Genomic DNA, 18,711 nt, shown 5'->3' on the forward strand with positions numbered 1-18,711 from the left:
AGCGGCGTTTTTGTTTGTGTGCCATTTATAAAAAGGCCCGACGGTCCTTTTTTTGACGGTGCCGGCATCAAGATGATCAACGCGTCGGACCCGCCACAACAGCGGGTCCGAAAAGGCGATCAGAGTTTCGGCAACTGCCCGATCCGCCCCATCATTTCCGTCACGATCTGCAGGTCCAGCAGGAACTGGTCTACCGTCTTGAACTCGTTGTCGGTGTGGCCGGTGTACTTGACCTCGGGCCTGGCCAGGCCGAATTGCACGCCATTGGGCAGGTCATGGACCGAAGTGGCGCCCGCAGAGGTGCCGTACTTGTGTTCCATGCCCAGGTTTTCGCTGGCCACGGCGAGCAAGGCCTTGACCCATTCACCTTCAGGGTTGCGGTACATCGGCTCGGCGATCGAGTAGTCGAAGGCCACCGCGACGTGGGGCTTCTTGCTCCAGGCATCAAGCTTATCGGCGATTTCAGACTTGAGCGTTTCCGGCGACTTGCCCTTCGGCACGCGCAGGTTGACCGCGAGCTTGAAGGCTTTATCGTCCATCCCGACATAGGTCAGCGAAGCAGTCAGCGGTCCCATGAAAGCATCGGAAAAACCGACCCCCAATTTGCCTCCCAGGTAATCCAGCCCCCAGTTGTCGGCAGCGTAGCGGGCGGCGTCGGTGATGTGGTTGTGCTTGAGCGCAACCTTGCCGTCGAGGCTATTGATGAAGCCCAGCATTCTCGACACCGGGTTGATGCCGGATTCGGGTTCGGAGGAGTGGGCGGAAACGCCGGTGACCGTCAATTTGACATCCTTGCCATCAACTTTGGCAGTGACGTCGAAGTTGCCGCCATTGCTTTTGGCATATTCGGCGCCGGCCTTCTGCAGGCTGGCGGCCAACTCGACAGGCTTCTCACTCAAAAGGGTGACGACCGATGTCGACGGGATCTGGTTGGTGGCCATGCCACCGGTCATCGAGATGATCTCGGCGCCCTTGCCCTCAGCCTTGCGTTTGGCAAAGTTCGCCATCACGGTGCCGTAGCCTTTCTCCGCAATCACTACCGGGTAGCCGCCATCCAGCGCCAGATTGTAGTTGGGTGTCGGGTTGTGTTCGAAGTAATAAGGGATGGCGTCGCCGGTGGTTTCTTCGGTGGTATCGACCAGCAGCTTGAAATTGCGCGCCAGCGGCAGCTTCTCTTCCTTGATGACCTTCATCGCATAAAGCGCTACCACGATACCGTTCTTGTCATCTTCGGTGCCCCGGCCATACATGCGGTCGCCGATCAGGGTGACCTTGAACGGATCAAGTTTGGTGCCGTCTTTCAGAACCCAGTTCTCCGGTGTTACGGGCACCACATCGGCATGCGCATGAATGCCCACGACTTCGTCACTGCTGCCCTCAAGGGATATTTCATAGACGCGGTTGTCAATGTTGCGGAAGTTCAGGTTGAACGCCTGGGCGAGGCCCTTGATCTTGTCGGCGATCTTGATGAATTCGGGATTGTCGTGTTGATCAACGCCCTCGACGCGGAAGGTCGGGATAGCCACCAGCTCGCGCAGGGTCTCGGTGGCGGCGGCACCGTATTTCACCCGTGCGTAGAGACCAAGCAGGCGATGGATTTCGTTCTGCTGGTCTGGAGTGAGGGTCTTGTTGTCGAGGAAGGCGCTGATGGCGGAGCCGAGATTGTCGGTTTTGCCGAGGTCGCTCTTGGCTAGGCCTCCCAGGAATTGCCTGAAATCCGTTACGGAGGTGTCACTGAATGTCTTGAGGATCGCCGCACTCTGTTGCGGGGTGATGTTGGCCTGCGCTGTCAGGGTGAACGACGAAAGGCTGGCCAGTATCAGGGTTGACGCAGCCAGGTGCTTGAGTGAGAAATTCATTGCTGTTGGCATTCCTTTGCAGGCAGTGGAGTGAGAAGTTTCTGATCGATGAGACAGAAACGGTTCCAAGCTAACACTGTAACGGAGTGTTACGGGAGTCCCTGATGTGGGATCTGTCGCACAGAAATGCAAAAGCGGCGCAGAAACGAAAAAGGCCCGTCAGTCAGACTGAGCGGGCCTTTTGCGTTTGAGGCGCTATTACATCGAGAGAATCAAACGCCCGGCGAACAGGATCAGAATCACCCCCATGGTGCGTTCGAACCAATGCCCCATGCGCATGAACAGCAATCGCACCCGGGCGCTGGAAAAGAACAGCGCGACGATCACGAACCACAGCGCGTTCACAAAACACATCCAGGCCCCATACAGCGCCTGGATCTTCAAGGGTGTCGTAGCGCTGATGAGCGTGGTGAAAATTGCCAGGAAAAACAGCGTTGCCTTGGGGTTGGTCGCGTTGGTCAAAAAGCCGGTGGTGAACGCCTTCAACAGTGTTTGTTCGACGACGGGCTCGTTGGCGACTTTGTCCCCCTCAAGCGCGGATTTGGGTTTACTGCGTAGCAGGCTGACACCGAGGTACAAAATGTAAACGCCGCCCACCACCTTGGCCACCGTCAGTAACCAGGGCGTCGTGTGCATCAACGCGCCGACCCCGAGCAGGGTGTAAAGCACGTGCACGGAAATCCCAGCACCGATGCCCAGGGCCGTGCAGATCCCGACCAACCGGCCGAAACGCACACTTTGACGGATGGTGACAGCGAAGTCCGGTCCAGGTGCGACCACAGCCAGAAAGTGAATAGTCGCCAGCGCAAGGAACTCGCCCAGGTAATTCGAAAGCATTTCAACTCCAGAAAGTAAGGGGTGAAGCATTGCCGCGATAGCCGACAAAGAACGAAAGGCTCAATCGCGGATCCGCCACGCCGGGTGTTACCGAGTGCATGCAGCGCGAATTGAACATGATGAAATCACCCGGCTCAGGACGAATCTCCAGGGCCGGCGTGCCGAGCAAGGCCGGGTCGATGCCGTAGCTGTCGCCACGCATCTCGTCGAATTGATCCGGAGAAATATCGTGGTCCCACATCTGCAAGGCGCCACCCTCGGAGGGCATGTTCAGGTAGACGTTGCAGGCGAACTGCGCTTCCAGGCTTCTGGCCTGGTAACTGTCGGGGGCATCCTTGGCGAAAATGTCGTGATGGGCCAGGAAGCACACCCCTGGTTTCACCACGCGGGACAGGCCGACATACATCTTGCGGCCGTAGAGATTTTCCAGGTGCGCACCCGCCGGCCAGGACTCATCGAGCATGCAGCGCAAGGTGTCGACCGGGGACGAGTAGGGCGCGCAACGTTTGCGTAATTCCGCGATGTTGCGCGAGGCATGCTCGAAATAATCTTCGATCAGCAGCGGCTGGTTTTCCGCCTCATAAAACGCCATGCCGATGCGACCGATGCTCGGCGCATTGATATAGCCTTCAAAACCCGGGGCGAGGATCTTGTCGCCAATCTGAATCGCCAGCGGCTGGGGCAGCAGGCCTTTGACGCGGATGGCGAGGACTTCTTCATTGGCCAGTTTTTTTATGCACGTCTCATCGAGACGCTCGACGTCAAGCATCATGTCTTAGGTCCATCTATTAGATAGTCAACAGAACCCGCGAATGCGGGCTCCCCCGGGCGTCGGGCGATGCCGGGGACGACATCGCCGAAAGCTCAATCCACGCTGTAGTGGACTGACAGCATTCCCTTTTTCAGTGAAAGGGAAGCGATCGTGACCGTGCCCAAATCCTTCAGGCTACGTACATGGGTGCCGCCGCAGCCGTAGGCGGGCAGCTCACCGAAACCAATTTCCCGGGCGCCTTCGCGCATCGATGTCAGGCGCGGCAGGTCATGGGCGACCCATTGCTCGATGCCGTGCTGAATCATCTCGGCATCCATCTCTTTTGCCGACTCCAACGGTTTGAATTGCACGCGTCCTTCGCCCGGCCAGTGATGAGCCTTGACCGGCATCCAGCCCAGTGCCTGGACAAAATGGCCGATCAGGTGGCCGGCCGAATGCATGCGCGAATTGAACCGGCGGCGTTGCTCGTCAATCCTGATCTGGGTCATGCCGGGTTTTACTGGCCGGTCGACAAAATGAATGATTCGGTCCGGGTCCTGGACCACGCGCAGCACCTGGCTTTCGCCGATCCAGCCGGTATCGAAAGGCTGGCCGCCACCCTGGGGGTGAAACAACGTGGCGCGCAGCACCACCGCAAACTCGTTTTCCTGGGGCGTGCAATCCAGGACTTCCACATTGGCCTTGAGGTCATCACTATGGAAAAAGAGGCGAAGCGTCATATTCCATGTCCTCATTAAAGTTTCTCTTTTTATTATATGAATCGTGGAATTGCGTGATAATCCGTTCAAACATCAAAGGACTGTTGCGCTGTGAGCATAAATCTTCCACTGCCGTTACTGGGTGAAATGGCGATTTTCGTCAAGGTTGTCGAGACCGGCAGCTTTTCCGAAGCGGCTCGTCAGATGGGTTCTTCACCCTCGGCGGTGAGTCGCAGTATTTCGCGTCTGGAAAAAGCGTTGGCCACGCGTCTGCTGCAGCGAACCACGCGCAAGCTGCGCTTGAGCGACGGTGGCGAAGAGGTGTTCAAGCGTTGCCAGGAAATGGTCAGTGCGGCCAAGTCCGTGATGGAAATCAGCGGGCAGTTCACCCATGAAGCGGAAGGGCTGGTTCGGGTCAGCGTGCCCAAGGCGGTCGGTCGATTTGTGATTCACCCGCATATGCCGGAATTTCTGCGCCGTTATCCCAAAGTGGATGTGGAGTTGTTGCTTGAGGATAGGCAGGTGGATCTGATCGACGACAACGTTGATCTGGCGATTCGGATTACCGATCGACCGCCCGCAGGGTTGGTCGGGCGGCAATTGCTCACCATCGACCATTTGCTCTGCGCTACACCGCAATACCTCGCCGAACATGGCACGCCGACGCACCCCCACGACTTGCTCAACCACAGCTGTATCTACCTGGGTGAAACCCCGAGCGATGCGCGCTGGAAATTCAAAAAAGGCAGCAAGGCTGTGACGGTCGGTGTGCGCGGTCGGTATGCGGCGAATCACACAGGCGTGCGGCTGGGGGCGGTGTTGCAGCACATCGGGATTGGCAGTCTGCCGTATTTCACGGCGCGTTATGCGCTGGAGCAAGGGTTGATTGTGCAGGTGCTGCCGGACTGGACCTTCCTCGCGTCCTACCATGGCGGCGCCTGGTTGCTGCATTCGCCGACGCGCTATTTGCCGCCGAAATTGCGGGTGCTTATTGATTATCTGGTGGAGTGTCTGGAGAAGGAGCCGACCCTGAGCAAGCCGGGGAGGGCTGGGAAGGTTGCGGCGGAGTATGAGTTGCCCGAGAGTGATGGATTGCTCTGACTGGCCCCTTCGCGAGCAGGCTTGCTCCCACTCTGGTGAGGTTGCAACCCTCTCGCCGCTGACGCGGCCGGGCGCAACTTCAGCGATTGGTTCGTTGGAAGGGTCAGCAAAACAAATGTGAGAACGAGCCTGCTCGCGAAGAGGGAGTCTCAGTCGACATCTATGTCGCCTGACACAGCGCTTTCGCGAGCAAGTCGGATCGCCGCACCGCCGCTCCCACAGGTGGGAGTGTGCAGGGCTTGAGGTTACTTGCAGACTTCGGCGATGGCCTCGGCCAGCAGATCAAGGCGGGTTGCATCGATCCCGGCCACGTTCGCACGGCCGGTGCCGACCATGTACACGCTGTGATGATCACGAAGCTGTTTCACTTGCTCCGGCGACAAGCCGGTGTAGGAAAACATCCCGCGTTGCACACCGATATGCGCAAAACGCTCACGCAAACCATGGGGTTCAAGCGCTTCCATCAGGCCGCTGCGCAATTGGGCGATGCGCAAACGCATGGCTTCCACTTCGTCGGCCCAGAGGCTTTTCAACTCGGGATCGCCAAGAATCGTCGCGACCACGGCAGCGCCATGATCCGGCGGCGTCGACCACAGATTGCGGGCGATGTTTGCCAGTTGGCTGCGGATATCCACCAGCTTCTCAGCGGTTTTCGCACAGACAATCAGCGCACCCGTGCGATCGCGGTACAGCCCGAAGTTTTTCGAGCAGGAACTGGTGATCAGCACCTCCGGCAACTCGGCCGCGAACAGCCGGGTCGACCATGCATCCTGTTCCAGGCCATCGCCGAAGCCCTGGTAGGCGAAGTCAATCAACGGCAGCAGATCGCGGTTGCGCACCACGTCCAGCACGCGGCGCCAATCGTCATGGGACAGATCGAAACCGGTCGGGTTGTGGCAGCAGGCGTGCAGCAACACCACATCGCCCTTCGGCGCGTCTTTGAGCACTGCCACCATGGCTTCAACGTCGAGGCGGTTGTCGCTGCCGACGTAGGGGTAATGACTGACCTTGACCCCGGCCGCCGCGAAGATGGTTTCGTGGATCGGCCAGGTCGGGTTGCTCAGCCACACGCCACGGCCCGGCAGGCACTGGGCGATGAAGTCGGCGCTCAGGCGCAGCGCGCCGGTGCCGCCCGGTGTCTGGGTGGCGCCGGCCCGTTGTTCGGCGATCAGTGGGGAGTCGGCGCCAAGTACCAGCTCGCTGATCGCCTTGCCGAACGCCGGTTCGCCGTGACCACCGATGTAGGTTTTGGTGGTCTGGCGATCCACAAGGCGCTGCTCGGCCAGCTTCACGGACTGGGGAATCGGCGTCAGGCCCTGGGCATCTTTATAGACGCCCACGCCAAGGTCGAATTTGCGCGGGTTCGGGTCCTGCGCATAGGCTTCCATCAAGCCGAGAATCGGGTCGCCGGGTACTCGACCGATGGCGTCGAAATGCATTATTTGCGGCCCTCGGCGTTCTTGGCCACTTCGTCAGTGCGCGCGGCCATGATGAAGTCGTTGCGGTGCAGACCCTTGATGGAGTGGCTCCACCAGGTCACGGTGACTTTGCCCCACTCGGTGAGCAGGCCAGGGTGGTGGCCTTCGGCCTCGGAGATTTCACCGACTGCGTTGGTGAATGCAAGGGCGTGCTTGAAATTCTTGAACAGGAACACTTTTTCCAGTTGCATCACGCTGTCGCGCACTTCGATGTTCCAGTCCGGGATCTGCTTGATCAGGATCGGCAATTCTTCGTCGCTGACCTGAGGGGCATCGGCGCGGCAGGCTTCGCAATGGGCTTGATTCAATGTGGACATGATGGGTTCCTGAAATCGAATGATTGGAAATCGGCCGTCAGTTTCACCACGCTATAGCAAAGCGTCGTGTCCTGACAGGCTCACTTGATTCTAAAAGCTGCGGATCACGCGGCTTTTTTGGGTGGAAATTTAGGCGCGTGCAAACCGAGCTGCATGCCTTGCTTGACCATGGCCATGATGTCTTCATGAGCCACATCAAACAGACGCTTGAGGTTCGGCAGGACAAAGTACAGCGGCTGCAGGATGTCGATGCGGTAAGGCGTGCGCATGCATTCCAGCGGATCGAAGGCCTGATGCTCAGGTTCGTCCGACAGGCAGTAAACGGTTTCTTTCGGCGAGGAGAGAATGCCGCCGCCGTAAATGCGCAGGCCTTCTGGTGTATCGACCAGGCCGAACTCGATGGTCATCCAGTAGAGACGCGCGAGGTACACGCGTTCTTCCTTGGTGGCCTGTAGGCCAAGCTTGCCGTAGGTGTGGGTGAATTCCGCGAACCAAGGGTTGGTCAGCAGCGGACAGTGGCCAAAGATCTCGTGGAAAATATCCGGCTCTTGCAGGTAATCCAGCTCTTCGCGGGTCCGAATAAAGGTCGCCACTGGAAACTGCTTGTTGGCCAGCAATTCGAAAAAGGTCTGGAAGGGGATCAGCGCCGGCACTCGGGCTACTTGCCAACCGGTGGTTTCACCGAGGACTTTGTTGATTTCACCGAGTTGCGGAATGCGGTCGTGGGGCAGACCGAGTTTTTCGATACCGTCCAGGTATTCCTGGCACGCACGCCCCTCGATCACTTTCAGTTGGCGAGTAATCAGCGTGTTCCACACCGCATGTTCTTCAGCGGGGTAGTCGATAAAACCTTGCGCATCGGGCTCGCGAGCCACGTACTGCGTCTGCTTCATGCTGCTCTCCTGCTAGGGGATTTCATTCTTGTTATGTGCTGCTATGGACTTAGAAATACTCCAAGGCGTGCCGCGTTGCAGTAGGTGAATCGTGCCCTGCGTAGGAAATCTCTCCAGTTTTCGTAAAGTTTTCGTTACGAATGGATCGCGGTGGCGCAGGTATTGAGTTTTTCGGGTTTGAAAAGCGTTGCGCCTGTCACATAATCTTGACGGCTATCTGAGCGTGCCAGCAAAAAAATACCCTGTGGGAGCGAGCCTGCTCGCGAAAGCGTTCTGCCTGACACATCAATGCCGAATGCACCGACGCATTCGCGAGCAGGCTCGCTCCCACAGGGTTGTACCTCGGGCATCCAACCTATTGACCGTTTTTCTTGGGCCTTTATATGCGTATCAAAGTCCACTGCCAGAACCGCATCGGCATCCTGCGCGACATTCTCAACTTGCTGGTCGAGTACGGAATCAACGTCGCTCGCGGCGAGGTCGGCGGTGAGCATGGCAATGCGATCTACCTGCACTGCCCGAACCTGATCAATATTCAGTTCCAGGCGTTGCGTCCGAAATTCGAGTCGATTGCCGGGGTATTTGGCGTTAAGCGTGTAGGGCTGATGCCCAGCGAGCGTCGGCACATGGAGCTCAATGCCTTGCTCGGCGCCCTGGAGTTTCCGGTGTTGTCGATCGACATGGGCGGCTCCATCGTGGCGGCCAACCGTGCAGCGGCGCAGTTGCTCGGGGTGCGGGTGGATGAGGTGCCGGGGATTCCGCTGTCGCGTTACGCCGAGGATTTTGATTTGCCGGAACTGGTGCGTGCCAACAAGTCGCGGATCAACGGGCTGCGGGTCAAGGTCAAGGGCGATGTGTTCCTCGCCGACATCGCGCCGCTGCAATCCGAGCATGACGACAGCGAAGCCATGGCCGGTGCAGTTCTGACGCTGCACCGCGCTGATCGGGTGGGGGAGCGCATCTATAACGTCCGCAAGCAGGAACTGCGCGGGTTCGACAGCATCTTCCAAAGCTCGAAAGTCATGGCCGCGGTGGTCCGCGAAGCGCGGCGCATGGCGCCGCTGGATGCGCCGCTCTTGATAGAAGGCGAAACCGGCACCGGTAAGGAATTATTGGCGCGTGCCTGTCACCTGGCGAGTCCGCGCGGCCAGTCACCTTTGATGGCGCTCAACTGCGCCGGCCTGCCGGAATCGATGGCCGAGACCGAATTGTTCGGCTACGGCCCCGGCGCCTTCGAAGGCGCGCGTGCCGAAGGCAAGCTTGGGCTGCTGGAGCTGACGGCGGGCGGTACGTTGTTTCTCGATGGCGTCGGGGAAATGAGCCCGCGCTTGCAGGTGAAATTGCTGCGCTTCTTGCAGGACGGTTGCTTCCGTCGTGTGGGCAGTGATGAAGAGGTCTATCTGGATGTGCGGGTGATCTGCGCGACGCAGGTGGACTTGTCCGAGTTATGCGCGCGGGGCGAGTTTCGCCAGGATTTGTATCACCGCTTGAACGTGCTCTCACTGCACATTCCGCCGCTGCGTGAATGCCTCGATGGTTTGACGCCGTTGGTGGAGCACTTCCTCGACCAGGCCAGTCGTCAGATCGGTTGCCCGCTGCCGAAGCTGGCGCCAGCGGCGATGGAGCGGCTCAGTCATTACCATTGGCCGGGCAATGTCCGGCAATTGGAAAACGTGTTGTTCCAGGCGGTTTCGTTGTGCGAAGGCGGGACCGTGAAGGCCGAGCACATTCGCTTGCCGGATTACGGCGTGCGTCAGCCGCTTGGCGATTTCTCCCTCGAAGGCGGGCTGGATGCGATCGTCGGGCGCTTTGAGAAAGCGGTGCTGGAGCGGTTGTATTCCGAGCATCCGAGCAGTCGGCAGCTGGGCAAGCGGTTGGGGGTTTCGCATACGACCATTGCCAACAAGTTGCGTGAGTATGAAGTCGGCAAAGACCCCGACGCTTAAGCTGAAGCAATGACAACTTTGTGGCGAGGGAGCTTGCTCCCGCTGGAGCGCGAAGCGGCCGTAAGACCATCCGGCATGATCTGACTGTCAGGCTCGGCCAATCTTTTTGGGGCTGCTTCGAAGCCCAGCGGGAGCAAGCTCCCTCGCCACAGGGGATGCTGTTGGCTGCAAAGGCCAGCACTTGCCACCAACCGGCATAACACCGCCGGTTTTTCGTCTCCGATACATTTCCCCAATCCCCGCAAAACCCCTCAAGTCCTTTGTTTGCCGGGCCTCGCACCGCCAGAAAAAAGTTGGTCTGTAAATTGCTTATCGCTCAACAGTACAGCGGTGGGCGGCAAACGTCCGGCATGCAGAGGAAAGAGTGTGGACAAGTACCTTTATGTGGCAATGACCGGCGCCAGCCAGAATGCACTGGCGCAGAAGGCTCATGCCAACAACCTGGCAAACATCTCTACCAACGGTTTTCAGAAGGACCTGGAACAGGCCCGTTCGATGCCGGTGTTTGGTGACAGCTTTCCGGCGCGTGCGTTTGCCATGACCGAGCGTCCGGCCACCGACTTCTCACCAGGTTCGCTGGTTGAAACCGGTCGCGACCTCGATGTCGCGGTGCAAGGCAACGGTTGGATCGCCGTGCAGACCCCCGATGGCGCTGAAAGCTACGTGCGCACCGGCAGCCTGAACGTGGACGCCCTCGGCGTGCTGCGTGCCGGCAACGGTATGCCGGTGATGGGCAACGGCGGACCGATCGCCGTGCCGCCCGAGCAGCAAATCGAAGTGGGCGAAGACGGCACCATCAGCATCCGTGCGATGGGCGAAGGCCCGCGTGTGATGGCTGAAGTCGACCGTATCAAATTGGTCAACCCTGACCTGAAGAACATGACCAAAGGCCTGGATGGTTCGATCCACACCAAGGACGGCAAGCCGGCGCAAGCCGATGCAGGCGTCAAACTGGTGTCCGGGTTCCTTGAGTCGAGCAACGTCAACGCCGTGGAAGAGATGACCTCGGTGCTGGCTTTGTCGAAGCAGTTCGAGCTGCACATCAAGATGATGAACACCGCCAAAGACGATGACCAGGCCATGGCTCGGGTCTTGCAGATCAGCTAATTATCAGAACGTCGCGCCGTAAAACAGGCGCACGAGGAGAATCGAATGCTTCCGGCTCTATGGGTTGCCAAAACAGGTCTGTCCGCCCAGGACACCAACCTGACGACCATTTCCAACAACCTGGCCAACGTGTCGACCACGGGTTTCAAACGTGACCGTGCCGAGTTCCAGGACTTGCTCTATCAGATCAAGCGCCAGCCAGGCGCCCAGTCGACCCAGGACAGCGAACTGCCGTCGGGTCTGCAAGTGGGTACCGGTGTGCGCATCGTCGGCACCCAGAAAAACTTCACCGCCGGCAGCCTGCAAACCACTGAGCAGCCGCTGGACCTGGCCGTCGATGGTCGCGGTTTCTTCCAGATCCTGCAGCCGGACGGCACCACGTCCTACACCCGTGACGGCACGTTCCACCTCGATTCCAACGGCCAGATCGTCAATGCCAGCGGCTTCGCCCTGGAGCCGGCCATCGTCATTCCGAACGACGCGCAGACCTTCACGGTCGGTCGCGACGGCACCGTGTCGGTCACCGTTCCGGGTAACCCGGCCAGCCAGGTGATCGGCAACCTGCAAACCGCCGATTTCATCAACCCGGCCGGCCTGCAAGCCGTGGGTAACAACCTGTTCCTGGAAACCGCTGCCAGCGGCGCGCCGCAAGTCGGCACCCCGGGCCTGAACGGTTTCGGTACCACGCTGCAGAACACCCTGGAAACGTCGAACGTCAGCACCGTTGAAGAGATGGTCAACATGATCACCACTCAGCGCGCTTACGAGATGAACTCCAAGGTGATCTCCACCGCCGACCAGATGCTCTCGTTCGTAACGCAGAATCTGTAATCAGTCTATGAGGCGGCCATGAGGTCGTCTGCAACACCGTGAGGTAGGGTCATGAATCGCTTTGTATCTGTTCTGGCACTGAGTGGGGTCGTCGTGCTCGCGGGCTGCGTCGCTCCGCCACCCAAGCCCAATGACCCTTACTACGCCCCGGTGTTGCCGCGCACGCCGTTGCCGGCTGCCGCCAATAACGGCTCGATCTATCAGGCCGGCTTTGAACAGAACCTGTACAGCGACCGCAAGGCGTTCCGGGTCGGTGACATCATCACCATCACCCTGAACGAACGGACCCAGGCCAGCAAGAACGCCAACTCGCAAATCGGCAAGAACAGCAAGACCGACATCGGCCTGAGCTCGTTCTTTGGCGGTGGCCTGAGCACCAGCGACCCTGTGGGCAGCGGTAGCCTGAGCCTGGACGTTGGCTACGAAGGTGATCGCGCGACCAAGGGCGACAGCAAGTCCGGGCAGAGCAACAGCCTGACCGGCTCGATCACGGTGACCGTCGCTGACGTGCTGCCCAACGGCATCATCGCCGTGCGCGGCGAGAAGTGGCTGACGCTCAACACCGGCGATGAGCTGGTGCGGATTGCCGGCATGGTGCGCGCCGATGACATCTCCACCGACAACACCGTGTCGTCGACCCGCGTCGCCGATGCACGCATCACCTACTCGGGCACCGGTGCGTTTGCCGATGCGAGTCAGCCAGGCTGGTTCGACCGTTTCTTCCTCAGCCCGCTGTTCCCTTTCTAGGTGGCCACGTTGAATCTTAAACACCTGATGGTGGCTGCCCTGATGCTCTCGGCTGCGTTCAACGCGCAAGCCGAGCGGCTGAAGGATATCGCCAGTATTTCCGGCGTGCGCTCCAACCAATTGATCGGCTACGGCCTGGTGGTCGGGCTTAACGGCACCGGCGACCAGACGACGCAAACCCCGTTCACTCTGCAGACCTTCAACAACATGCTCTCGCAGTTCGGCATCAAGGTGCCGCCGGGTTCGGGCAACGTGCAGTTGAAGAACGTCGCCGCCGTGTCGATCAGTGCTGATCTGCCGGCGTTCGCCAAGCCGGGTCAGCAGGTCGACATCACCGTTTCGTCCATCGGTAACTCCAAGAGCCTGCGCGGCGGCACCTTGCTGCTGACACCCCTCAAGGGTATCGACGGCAACGTCTACGCAATCGCTCAAGGCAACCTGGTGGTCGGCGGTTTTGATGCCGAAGGCCGCGACGGTTCGAAGATTACCGTCAACGTTCCGTCGGCCGGTCGTATCCCGGGCGGTGCCTCGGTGGAGCGTTCGGTGCCAAGCGGTTTCAACCAGGGCAACAGCCTGACCCTGAACCTCAACCGTTCGGACTTCACCACCGCCAAGCGCATCGTCGACAAGATCAACGACATGCTCGGCCCTGGCGTTGCCCAGGCCATCGACGGCGGTTCAATTCGGGTCAGCGCGCCGCTCGATCCAAGTCAGCGCGTCGACTATCTGTCGATCATCGAAAACCTTGAAGTCGACCCGGGTCAGGCGGTGGCGAAAGTCATCATCAACTCGCGCACCGGCACCATCGTGATCGGCCAGAACGTCAAGGTTTCACCGGCCGCCGTGACTCACGGCAGCCTGACGGTGACCATCACCGAAGACCCGATTGTCAGCCAGCCCGGCCCTCTGTCCAATGGCCAGACCGCCGTCGTGCCGCGCTCGCGGGTCAACGCTCAGCAAGAAGCCAAGCCAATGTTCAAGTTCGGCCCGGGCACCACCCTCGACGAAATTGTGCGTGCGGTGAACCAGGTCGGCGCGGCACCGGGTGACTTGATGGCGATCCTCGAAGCATTGAAACAGGCTGGCGCGTTGCAAGCCGACCTGATTGTGATCTGAGGACAGCGACCATGGATATGCGCAAGGGCGGCCTGGGTGTCAGCAGCAACGATTCGGGCTCCTATTCGGACTTGAATCGTTTGAACCAGCTCAAGGTCGGCGACAAGGACAGTGACGCGAACATGCGCAAAGTGGCGCAGGAATTCGAGTCGCTGTTCCTCGGTGAAATGCTCAAGTCGATGCGCTCGGCCACCGATGCGCTGGGCAAGGACAATCCGCTCAACACTCCAGCGGCCAAGCAATACCAGGAAATGTACGACCAGCAGTTGGCCGTTTCCATGTCCCGCGAGGGCGGCGGTATCGGTCTGGCGGACGTGCTGATGCGCCAGATGTCGAAGAACAAACCGCTGGCGCCGGGCGAGGCTGCAGCCGCGTCCGCCGCCAAGCAGGAAGCGGCGAAAGCGGCCGTGCCGACACCGGTTGCCGCAGGCACCGCGGCCACCGACGGTCCGCTGTCGCGGCTCAATGGTCAGCGTCCGTTGTGGGCCTCGCGTTCGGTGAAAGCGCCAACAGGCGAGGGCACGCATCACAATGACATGGCGCTGATCAATCAGCGCCGTCTGGCCTTGCCGCCGAAACTGGCCGATCGCTTGCTCGCCGGCCTGGTGCCTTCGGCAACGACTGCCGCTACAACCCCGAACAAAGCCTTGCTGCCTGAGCGCGCCGCGACTCCGGTCGTGACCGGTGCCGGCCCGCTGTTCAATGGCGACTGGCTGCCCTCGCCAACCGATAACAAGTCGAGCGGACGTCTGCAGGTTTACGGCCGTGCGATGGCGCAGATTCCGCTGGCGCCACCGAAGAAAGCCTTCAGTTCCGCCGACGAATTCGTCAACACCATGCTGCCGATGGCCAAGGAAGCCGCCGACCGTATCGGCGTCGATCCGCGTTACCTGGTGGCCCAGGCGGCCCTGGAAACCGGTTGGGGCAAATCGGTCATGCGTGCCCAGGATGGCAGCAGCAGTCACAACCTGTTTGGCATCAAGGCCAGCAGCAGTTGGAAGGGTGAATCGGCGCGAGCGATCACCAGCGAATTCAGGAATGGCGAGATGGTCAAGGAGACGGCAGAGTTCCGCTCCTACGATTCGTACAAAGACAGCTTCCATGACCTGGTGACTTTGCTGCAAACCAATAATCGCTATCAAGATGTTCTGAAGTCTGCCGATAACCCAGAACAGTTTGTACGCGAGCTGCAGAAAGCCGGGTATGCGACAGACCCGGCCTACGCAAGCAAGATTTCGCAGATAGCCAAGCAGATGACGAGTTACCAAAACTACGCTGCGGCGGGCGCTTCTACTACGCCTCTATAGGCACAAGGCATAAGGTCTGAACCATGAGTTTGCTCAATATCGGGATGTCGGGTCTGGCTGCTAGCCAATCCTCGTTGATGACTACCGGCAATAACATTGCCAACGCCGACACCGCCGGTTATTCACGCCAGCAAACCGTGCAGGGCACCAAAGCCTCGAATCAGTTCGGCAATGTCTACATCGGCACCGGTACGACCCTGGCCGATGTGCGTCGCGTCTACAACAGCTACCTCGATGCACAACTGCAGACCACCACCTCGCTCAACAGCGATGCGGCTGCGTATGCCGGGCAGATCAGCCCGCTCGACGCCTTGCTCTCGGACAGCGGCACCGGCCTCAACGGCGCCCTGACCAAGTTCTTCGCCTCGGTGCAGAACGTCAACGCCAAGCCGGGTGATGACGCGTCGCGCCAGCTGCTGCTCAGCGATGCCCAGGCCTTGAGCAATCGTTTCAACTCGATCTCCAGCCAGTTGACGCAGCAGAACGCCAACGTCAACGGCAACCTGGCGAACATGGCCGATCAGGTCAACAAACTGGCCGCCACCGTGGCGCAGTTGAACCAGAAGATTTCCGAGATTTCCAAATCCGGCGGCATGCCGAACGAGCTGCTCGATGCGCGTAACGAAACCGTGCGTCAGCTCTCCACCTTCACCGGTGCGCAGGTCATCGAACGCGACGGTAACCTTGACGTTTATCTGGGCAGCGGCCAGCCGCTGGTCATCGGCGGCACCGCCAGCACCCTGTCCGTGGCGTCAAGCCTGAACGACCCTTCGCGCATGGGCATTCAGCTCAATCGCGCCGGTAGCACCGTTGACATCACGTCGGTGATGACCGGTGGTGAAATGGGTGGTTTGCTGCGCTATCGCAGCACCGTACTGGACCCGGCGATGAACGAACTGGGCCGCGTGGCGCTGGTTGTCGCCGATCAGATGAACAGCCTCCAGGCTCAGGGCATCGACAAAAACGGTGCGTTCGGCTCGAACCTGTTCAACAGCATCAACAGTGCCGCGCAGATGGCCAGCCGCAGTGTTGCCACCGTCGGCAACAGTGCCGGCTCGGGTAACTTTGATGTGAGTATCGAAGACAGCGGCAAGCTGACCATCAACGACTACAAGGTCACCTTCACCAGCGGCACCAACTACACCGTGTCGCGTCTGCCAGATGGCACGTCCATGGGCGCTTTCAGCACCCTGACCACGCCGCCGCCGGTAATCGACGGTTTCTCGCTGAAGCTTTCCGGCGGCACCGCCGCGGCGGGCGACACGTTCAAGATCACGCCGACCCGCAACGCGGCGGCGAACATCAAGACCGAGATGACCGACAGCAAGCGTCTGGCCATCGCGGCACCGTTGAGCGCGTCCATCGCACCGGGCGGTAGCGGCACCTTGACGATCCCGGCCAGTGGTCAACCGACCCTGACCACGCAGTTTGATATTTATGACTCGGCGACCACTCTGGCCATTCAGAACGGGCTGCAGAATTCGACTCCGGTCAAAGTGGTTTTCGGTGCCGGCGGTGGCACCACCCAGACTTACCAATTGCTCGATGCCAAAGGCAATGCACTCAGCAGCGGCACCATTGTGCCTGGCCAGAACAATACGCTCAGCCTGAGCATTCCACTGGTCGACGCCAGCGGCGCCGCGATCATGGATCCGGGGCCACCCGCCGTGCAGCGTACGGCGACCTTTGATATGACCGTGGCCGGTTCGCCAGGTCAAGGCAGTGCAATTAACGTCACGCTCAGTCAACCGGGTACGCTGGACAACCGTAACGGTACCGCACTGGCCGGCTTGCAGACCAAGCAGACCGTGGATACCGGTTCGGCCAGTAAAGGCATTTCCCTGACCGACGCCTACGGCAAACTGGTCGAAGGCGTCGGCGCCAAGGCCGCGCAAGGCAAGCTCGACAGTGCCGCGACCACCGCTATCCTGGCCAACGCCAAGGGCGCTCGCGATTCGCTGTCGGGTGTCGACCTCGATGAGGAAACCGGCAACCTGGTCAAATATCAGCAGTACTACACCGCGTCTTCGCAGATCATCAAGGCTGCGCAGGAAATCTTCAGCACACTGATCAACAGTCTTTAAGGAGTCGTAGCCCATGCGCATTTCTACCGCCCAGTTTTACGAGTCCTCTGCTGCGAACTACCAGAAAAATTTCGCCAACGTAGTCAAAAGCAGCGAAGAGGCCAGCAGCCTGGTTCGCGTCAACACCGCCGCCGATGATCCGGTTGGCGCCTCGCGTCTGCTGCAGTTGGGTCAACAGGCGTCGATGCTTGATCAGTACAAGGCCAATACCACGACCATCAAGGCGACCCTGGGCACGACCGAAGCGGTGATGACCAGCATCAATAGCGTGCTGCAGCGCGCCAAGGAATTGGCTGTGGGCGCCGGCAACGCCGGTTACACCGATGCCGATCGCCAGGCCAACGCATCGGAGTTGGGGCAGATCGAAGAGCAGTTGCTGAGCCTGATGAATAGCAAGGACGAGAACGGCAAATACATCTTCGCCGGTTCCAAGGGCGATACAATTCCGTTCACGCGTAACAACGATGGCACCTACAGCTACAACGGCGACCAGGTGACGCTTGACCTGGCGATCGGCGACACCATGTCGATGGCCACCAACAGCACCGGTTGGGAAGCGTTCCAGCAGGCGATCAACACCAGCCGTAGCGAGGTCACCCGGACCGCGCCGGTCGTGGATGACGGCCGCGTGACCCTGTCCAACGGCCAGGTGTCGTCGAACGTCACCTACAACGCCAAATTCCGCAGCGGCGAGCCGTATACCGTGGACTTCGTCAGCGGCACCCAGCTGAAAATCACCGACTCGGGCGGTAATGACGTGACTGCCGAAGCCAGTCAGGGCGGTGCGTTCGACCCTGCCAGCAAGAACGGCCAGGCCGTCACTTTCCGTGGCGTCGAGCTGACCCTGAACATCAACCTGAGTGCCGGCGATACGGCGGCGACCGTGCTGCCTGGCCACACGTTTACCCTGGCGGCCAAGCCGGACACCTTCAGTGCAACCGGCAGCCCGGGCAACGCTTCGGCGGCGCAGGTCACCACCAGCAGCATCACCAACCCGGTGGATTACCACGCCAGTTTCCCTACCGGTTCGGCGATCCTCAAGTTCACCAGCGCCACCGCCTTCGACCTGTATGCGGCGCCTTTGACGGCCAGCAGTAAGCCTGTGTCTAGCGGAACCATGGCCGGCAGCGTCGCCACTGCATCGGGTGTGAGTTTCACGTTGAGCGGTGCGCCGGCTGCCAACGATCAGTTCAGCATCGCGGTCAACACTCACGAAACCCAGAACATCCTGGACACCGTGAGCCAACTGAAAACCGCTCTGAATACACCAACCAATGGTGACCCGATCGCTACTCAAAAGCTGCAAGCGTCACTGGCTTCCGGTATTGCCAACCTGGCCAGCGGCACCGATCAGCTGTCCAGCGCCTTGAGTTCGGTGGGTGGTCGCGGTGCTGCTCTGGAGACCCAGAACGATACCAACCAGAGCCTGACGCTGGCCAATGCCCAGACCCAATCGTCAATCCGCGATTCCGATCCGGCTGAAGTGATGACCCGTCTGACCTTGCAACAAACCATGTTGCAGGCCTCGCAACTGGCCTTCAGCAAGATCGCTCAGTTGGGCCTGTTCAACAAGGTCTGAGCCAGCGCTTGCCGAGCTGCCAACCGTCTTTTTGTAAGC

The 18,711-nt window shown here is 59.8% G+C and carries 16 protein-coding genes; 9 read left to right on the top strand and 7 right to left on the bottom strand.

All coding sequences use genetic code 11. The features are described 5' to 3' along the window. Nucleotides 1–119 precede the first annotated feature (119 nt). From FHL16_RS15055 to FHL16_RS15070, 4 genes are all read right to left on the bottom strand, one after another. Complete coding sequence (locus FHL16_RS15055) at nt 120–1,859, bottom strand: dipeptidase (protein WP_077748607.1); 1,740 nt, start codon at nt 1,857–1,859, stop codon at nt 120–122. A 198-nt stretch (nt 1,860–2,057) separates the two neighbouring features. Beyond that, nucleotides 2,058–2,696: a LysE family translocator gene (locus tag FHL16_RS15060; protein WP_077748608.1), complete on the bottom strand. Its 639-nt coding sequence runs from the start codon at nt 2,694–2,696 to the stop codon at nt 2,058–2,060. 1 nt (nt 2,697) lies between these two features. Further along, complete coding sequence (locus tag FHL16_RS15065; protein WP_010457032.1) at nt 2,698–3,468, bottom strand: 2OG-Fe(II) oxygenase; 771 nt, start codon at nt 3,466–3,468, stop codon at nt 2,698–2,700. A 92-nt stretch (nt 3,469–3,560) separates the two neighbouring features. Further along, nucleotides 3,561–4,187: a hypothetical protein gene (locus FHL16_RS15070; RefSeq protein WP_077748609.1), complete on the bottom strand. Its 627-nt coding sequence runs from the start codon at nt 4,185–4,187 to the stop codon at nt 3,561–3,563. 90 nt (nt 4,188–4,277) lie between these two features. Between FHL16_RS15070 and FHL16_RS15075 the strand changes: the two genes are divergently transcribed. Further along, complete coding sequence (locus FHL16_RS15075) at nt 4,278–5,267, top strand: LysR family transcriptional regulator (protein ID WP_010457027.1); 990 nt, start codon at nt 4,278–4,280, stop codon at nt 5,265–5,267. Between the two features lie 245 nt (nt 5,268–5,512). Here the strand turns inward: FHL16_RS15075 and FHL16_RS15085 are convergent, their stop codons facing one another. The 3 genes from FHL16_RS15085 to phhA form a co-directional block, all read right to left on the bottom strand. Then, nucleotides 5,513–6,706 carry an amino acid aminotransferase gene (locus FHL16_RS15085; RefSeq protein ID WP_077748610.1) on the bottom strand — a complete coding sequence of 398 codons (1,194 nt, stop codon included), beginning with the start codon at nt 6,704–6,706 and terminating at the stop codon, nt 5,513–5,515. After that, complete coding sequence (locus FHL16_RS15090; RefSeq protein WP_010457024.1) at nt 6,706–7,062, bottom strand: 4a-hydroxytetrahydrobiopterin dehydratase; 357 nt, start codon at nt 7,060–7,062, stop codon at nt 6,706–6,708. Before FHL16_RS15090 ends, FHL16_RS15085 begins: the two co-directional genes overlap by 1 nt. A gap of 104 nt (nt 7,063–7,166) precedes the next feature. Then, on the bottom strand, nt 7,167–7,955 hold the full coding sequence (gene phhA, locus FHL16_RS15095; protein WP_010457022.1) for a phenylalanine 4-monooxygenase: 789 nt from the start codon (nt 7,953–7,955) through the stop codon (nt 7,167–7,169). A 383-nt stretch (nt 7,956–8,338) separates the two neighbouring features. On the opposite strand from phhA, the gene FHL16_RS15100 reads away from it, so the two are divergent. The 8 genes from FHL16_RS15100 (at nt 8,339) to FHL16_RS15140 (ending at nt 18,672) form a co-directional block, all read left to right on the top strand. Next, entirely contained in the window at nt 8,339–9,901 is a 1,563-nt protein-coding gene (locus FHL16_RS15100; protein ID WP_010457020.1) for a sigma-54-dependent phenylalanine hydroxylase transcriptional regulator PhhR, read from the top strand. Nucleotides 9,902–10,267: 366 nt separating this feature from the next. Beyond that, complete coding sequence (locus FHL16_RS15110; protein WP_010457018.1) at nt 10,268–11,008, top strand: flagellar basal body rod protein FlgF; 741 nt, start codon at nt 10,268–10,270, stop codon at nt 11,006–11,008. A gap of 45 nt (nt 11,009–11,053) precedes the next feature. Beyond that, the gene (gene flgG, locus FHL16_RS15115) at nt 11,054–11,839 is read left to right on the top strand and encodes a flagellar basal-body rod protein FlgG (RefSeq protein ID WP_010457017.1); all 786 of its coding nucleotides are present in this window, start codon (nt 11,054–11,056) and stop codon (nt 11,837–11,839) included. A gap of 51 nt (nt 11,840–11,890) precedes the next feature. Beyond that, complete coding sequence (flgH, locus tag FHL16_RS15120) at nt 11,891–12,586, top strand: flagellar basal body L-ring protein FlgH (RefSeq protein WP_010457015.1); 696 nt, start codon at nt 11,891–11,893, stop codon at nt 12,584–12,586. A 27-nt stretch (nt 12,587–12,613) separates the two neighbouring features. Continuing rightward, the gene (locus tag FHL16_RS15125; protein ID WP_010457013.1) at nt 12,614–13,702 is read left to right on the top strand and encodes a flagellar basal body P-ring protein FlgI; all 1,089 of its coding nucleotides are present in this window, start codon (nt 12,614–12,616) and stop codon (nt 13,700–13,702) included. Between the two features lie 11 nt (nt 13,703–13,713). Then, a complete protein-coding gene (gene flgJ / locus FHL16_RS15130) occupies nt 13,714–15,009 on the top strand; it encodes a flagellar assembly peptidoglycan hydrolase FlgJ (RefSeq protein WP_077748611.1) in 1,296 nt (431 codons plus the stop codon). Between the two features lie 23 nt (nt 15,010–15,032). Next, on the top strand, nt 15,033–17,093 hold the full coding sequence (gene flgK, locus FHL16_RS15135) for a flagellar hook-associated protein FlgK (protein WP_010457010.1): 2,061 nt from the start codon (nt 15,033–15,035) through the stop codon (nt 17,091–17,093). 13 nt (nt 17,094–17,106) lie between these two features. Continuing rightward, nucleotides 17,107–18,672 (top strand): flagellar hook-associated protein 3, encoded by a 1,566-nt coding sequence (locus tag FHL16_RS15140; RefSeq protein WP_010457009.1) that lies wholly within the window; start codon nt 17,107–17,109, stop codon nt 18,670–18,672. The last annotated feature ends 39 nt before the right edge of the window (nt 18,673–18,711 follow it).

The organism is Pseudomonas sp. FSL W5-0299 (assembly GCF_005930655.1).
Taxonomy (GTDB): Bacteria; Pseudomonadota; Gammaproteobacteria; order Pseudomonadales; family Pseudomonadaceae; genus Aquipseudomonas; species Aquipseudomonas mandelii.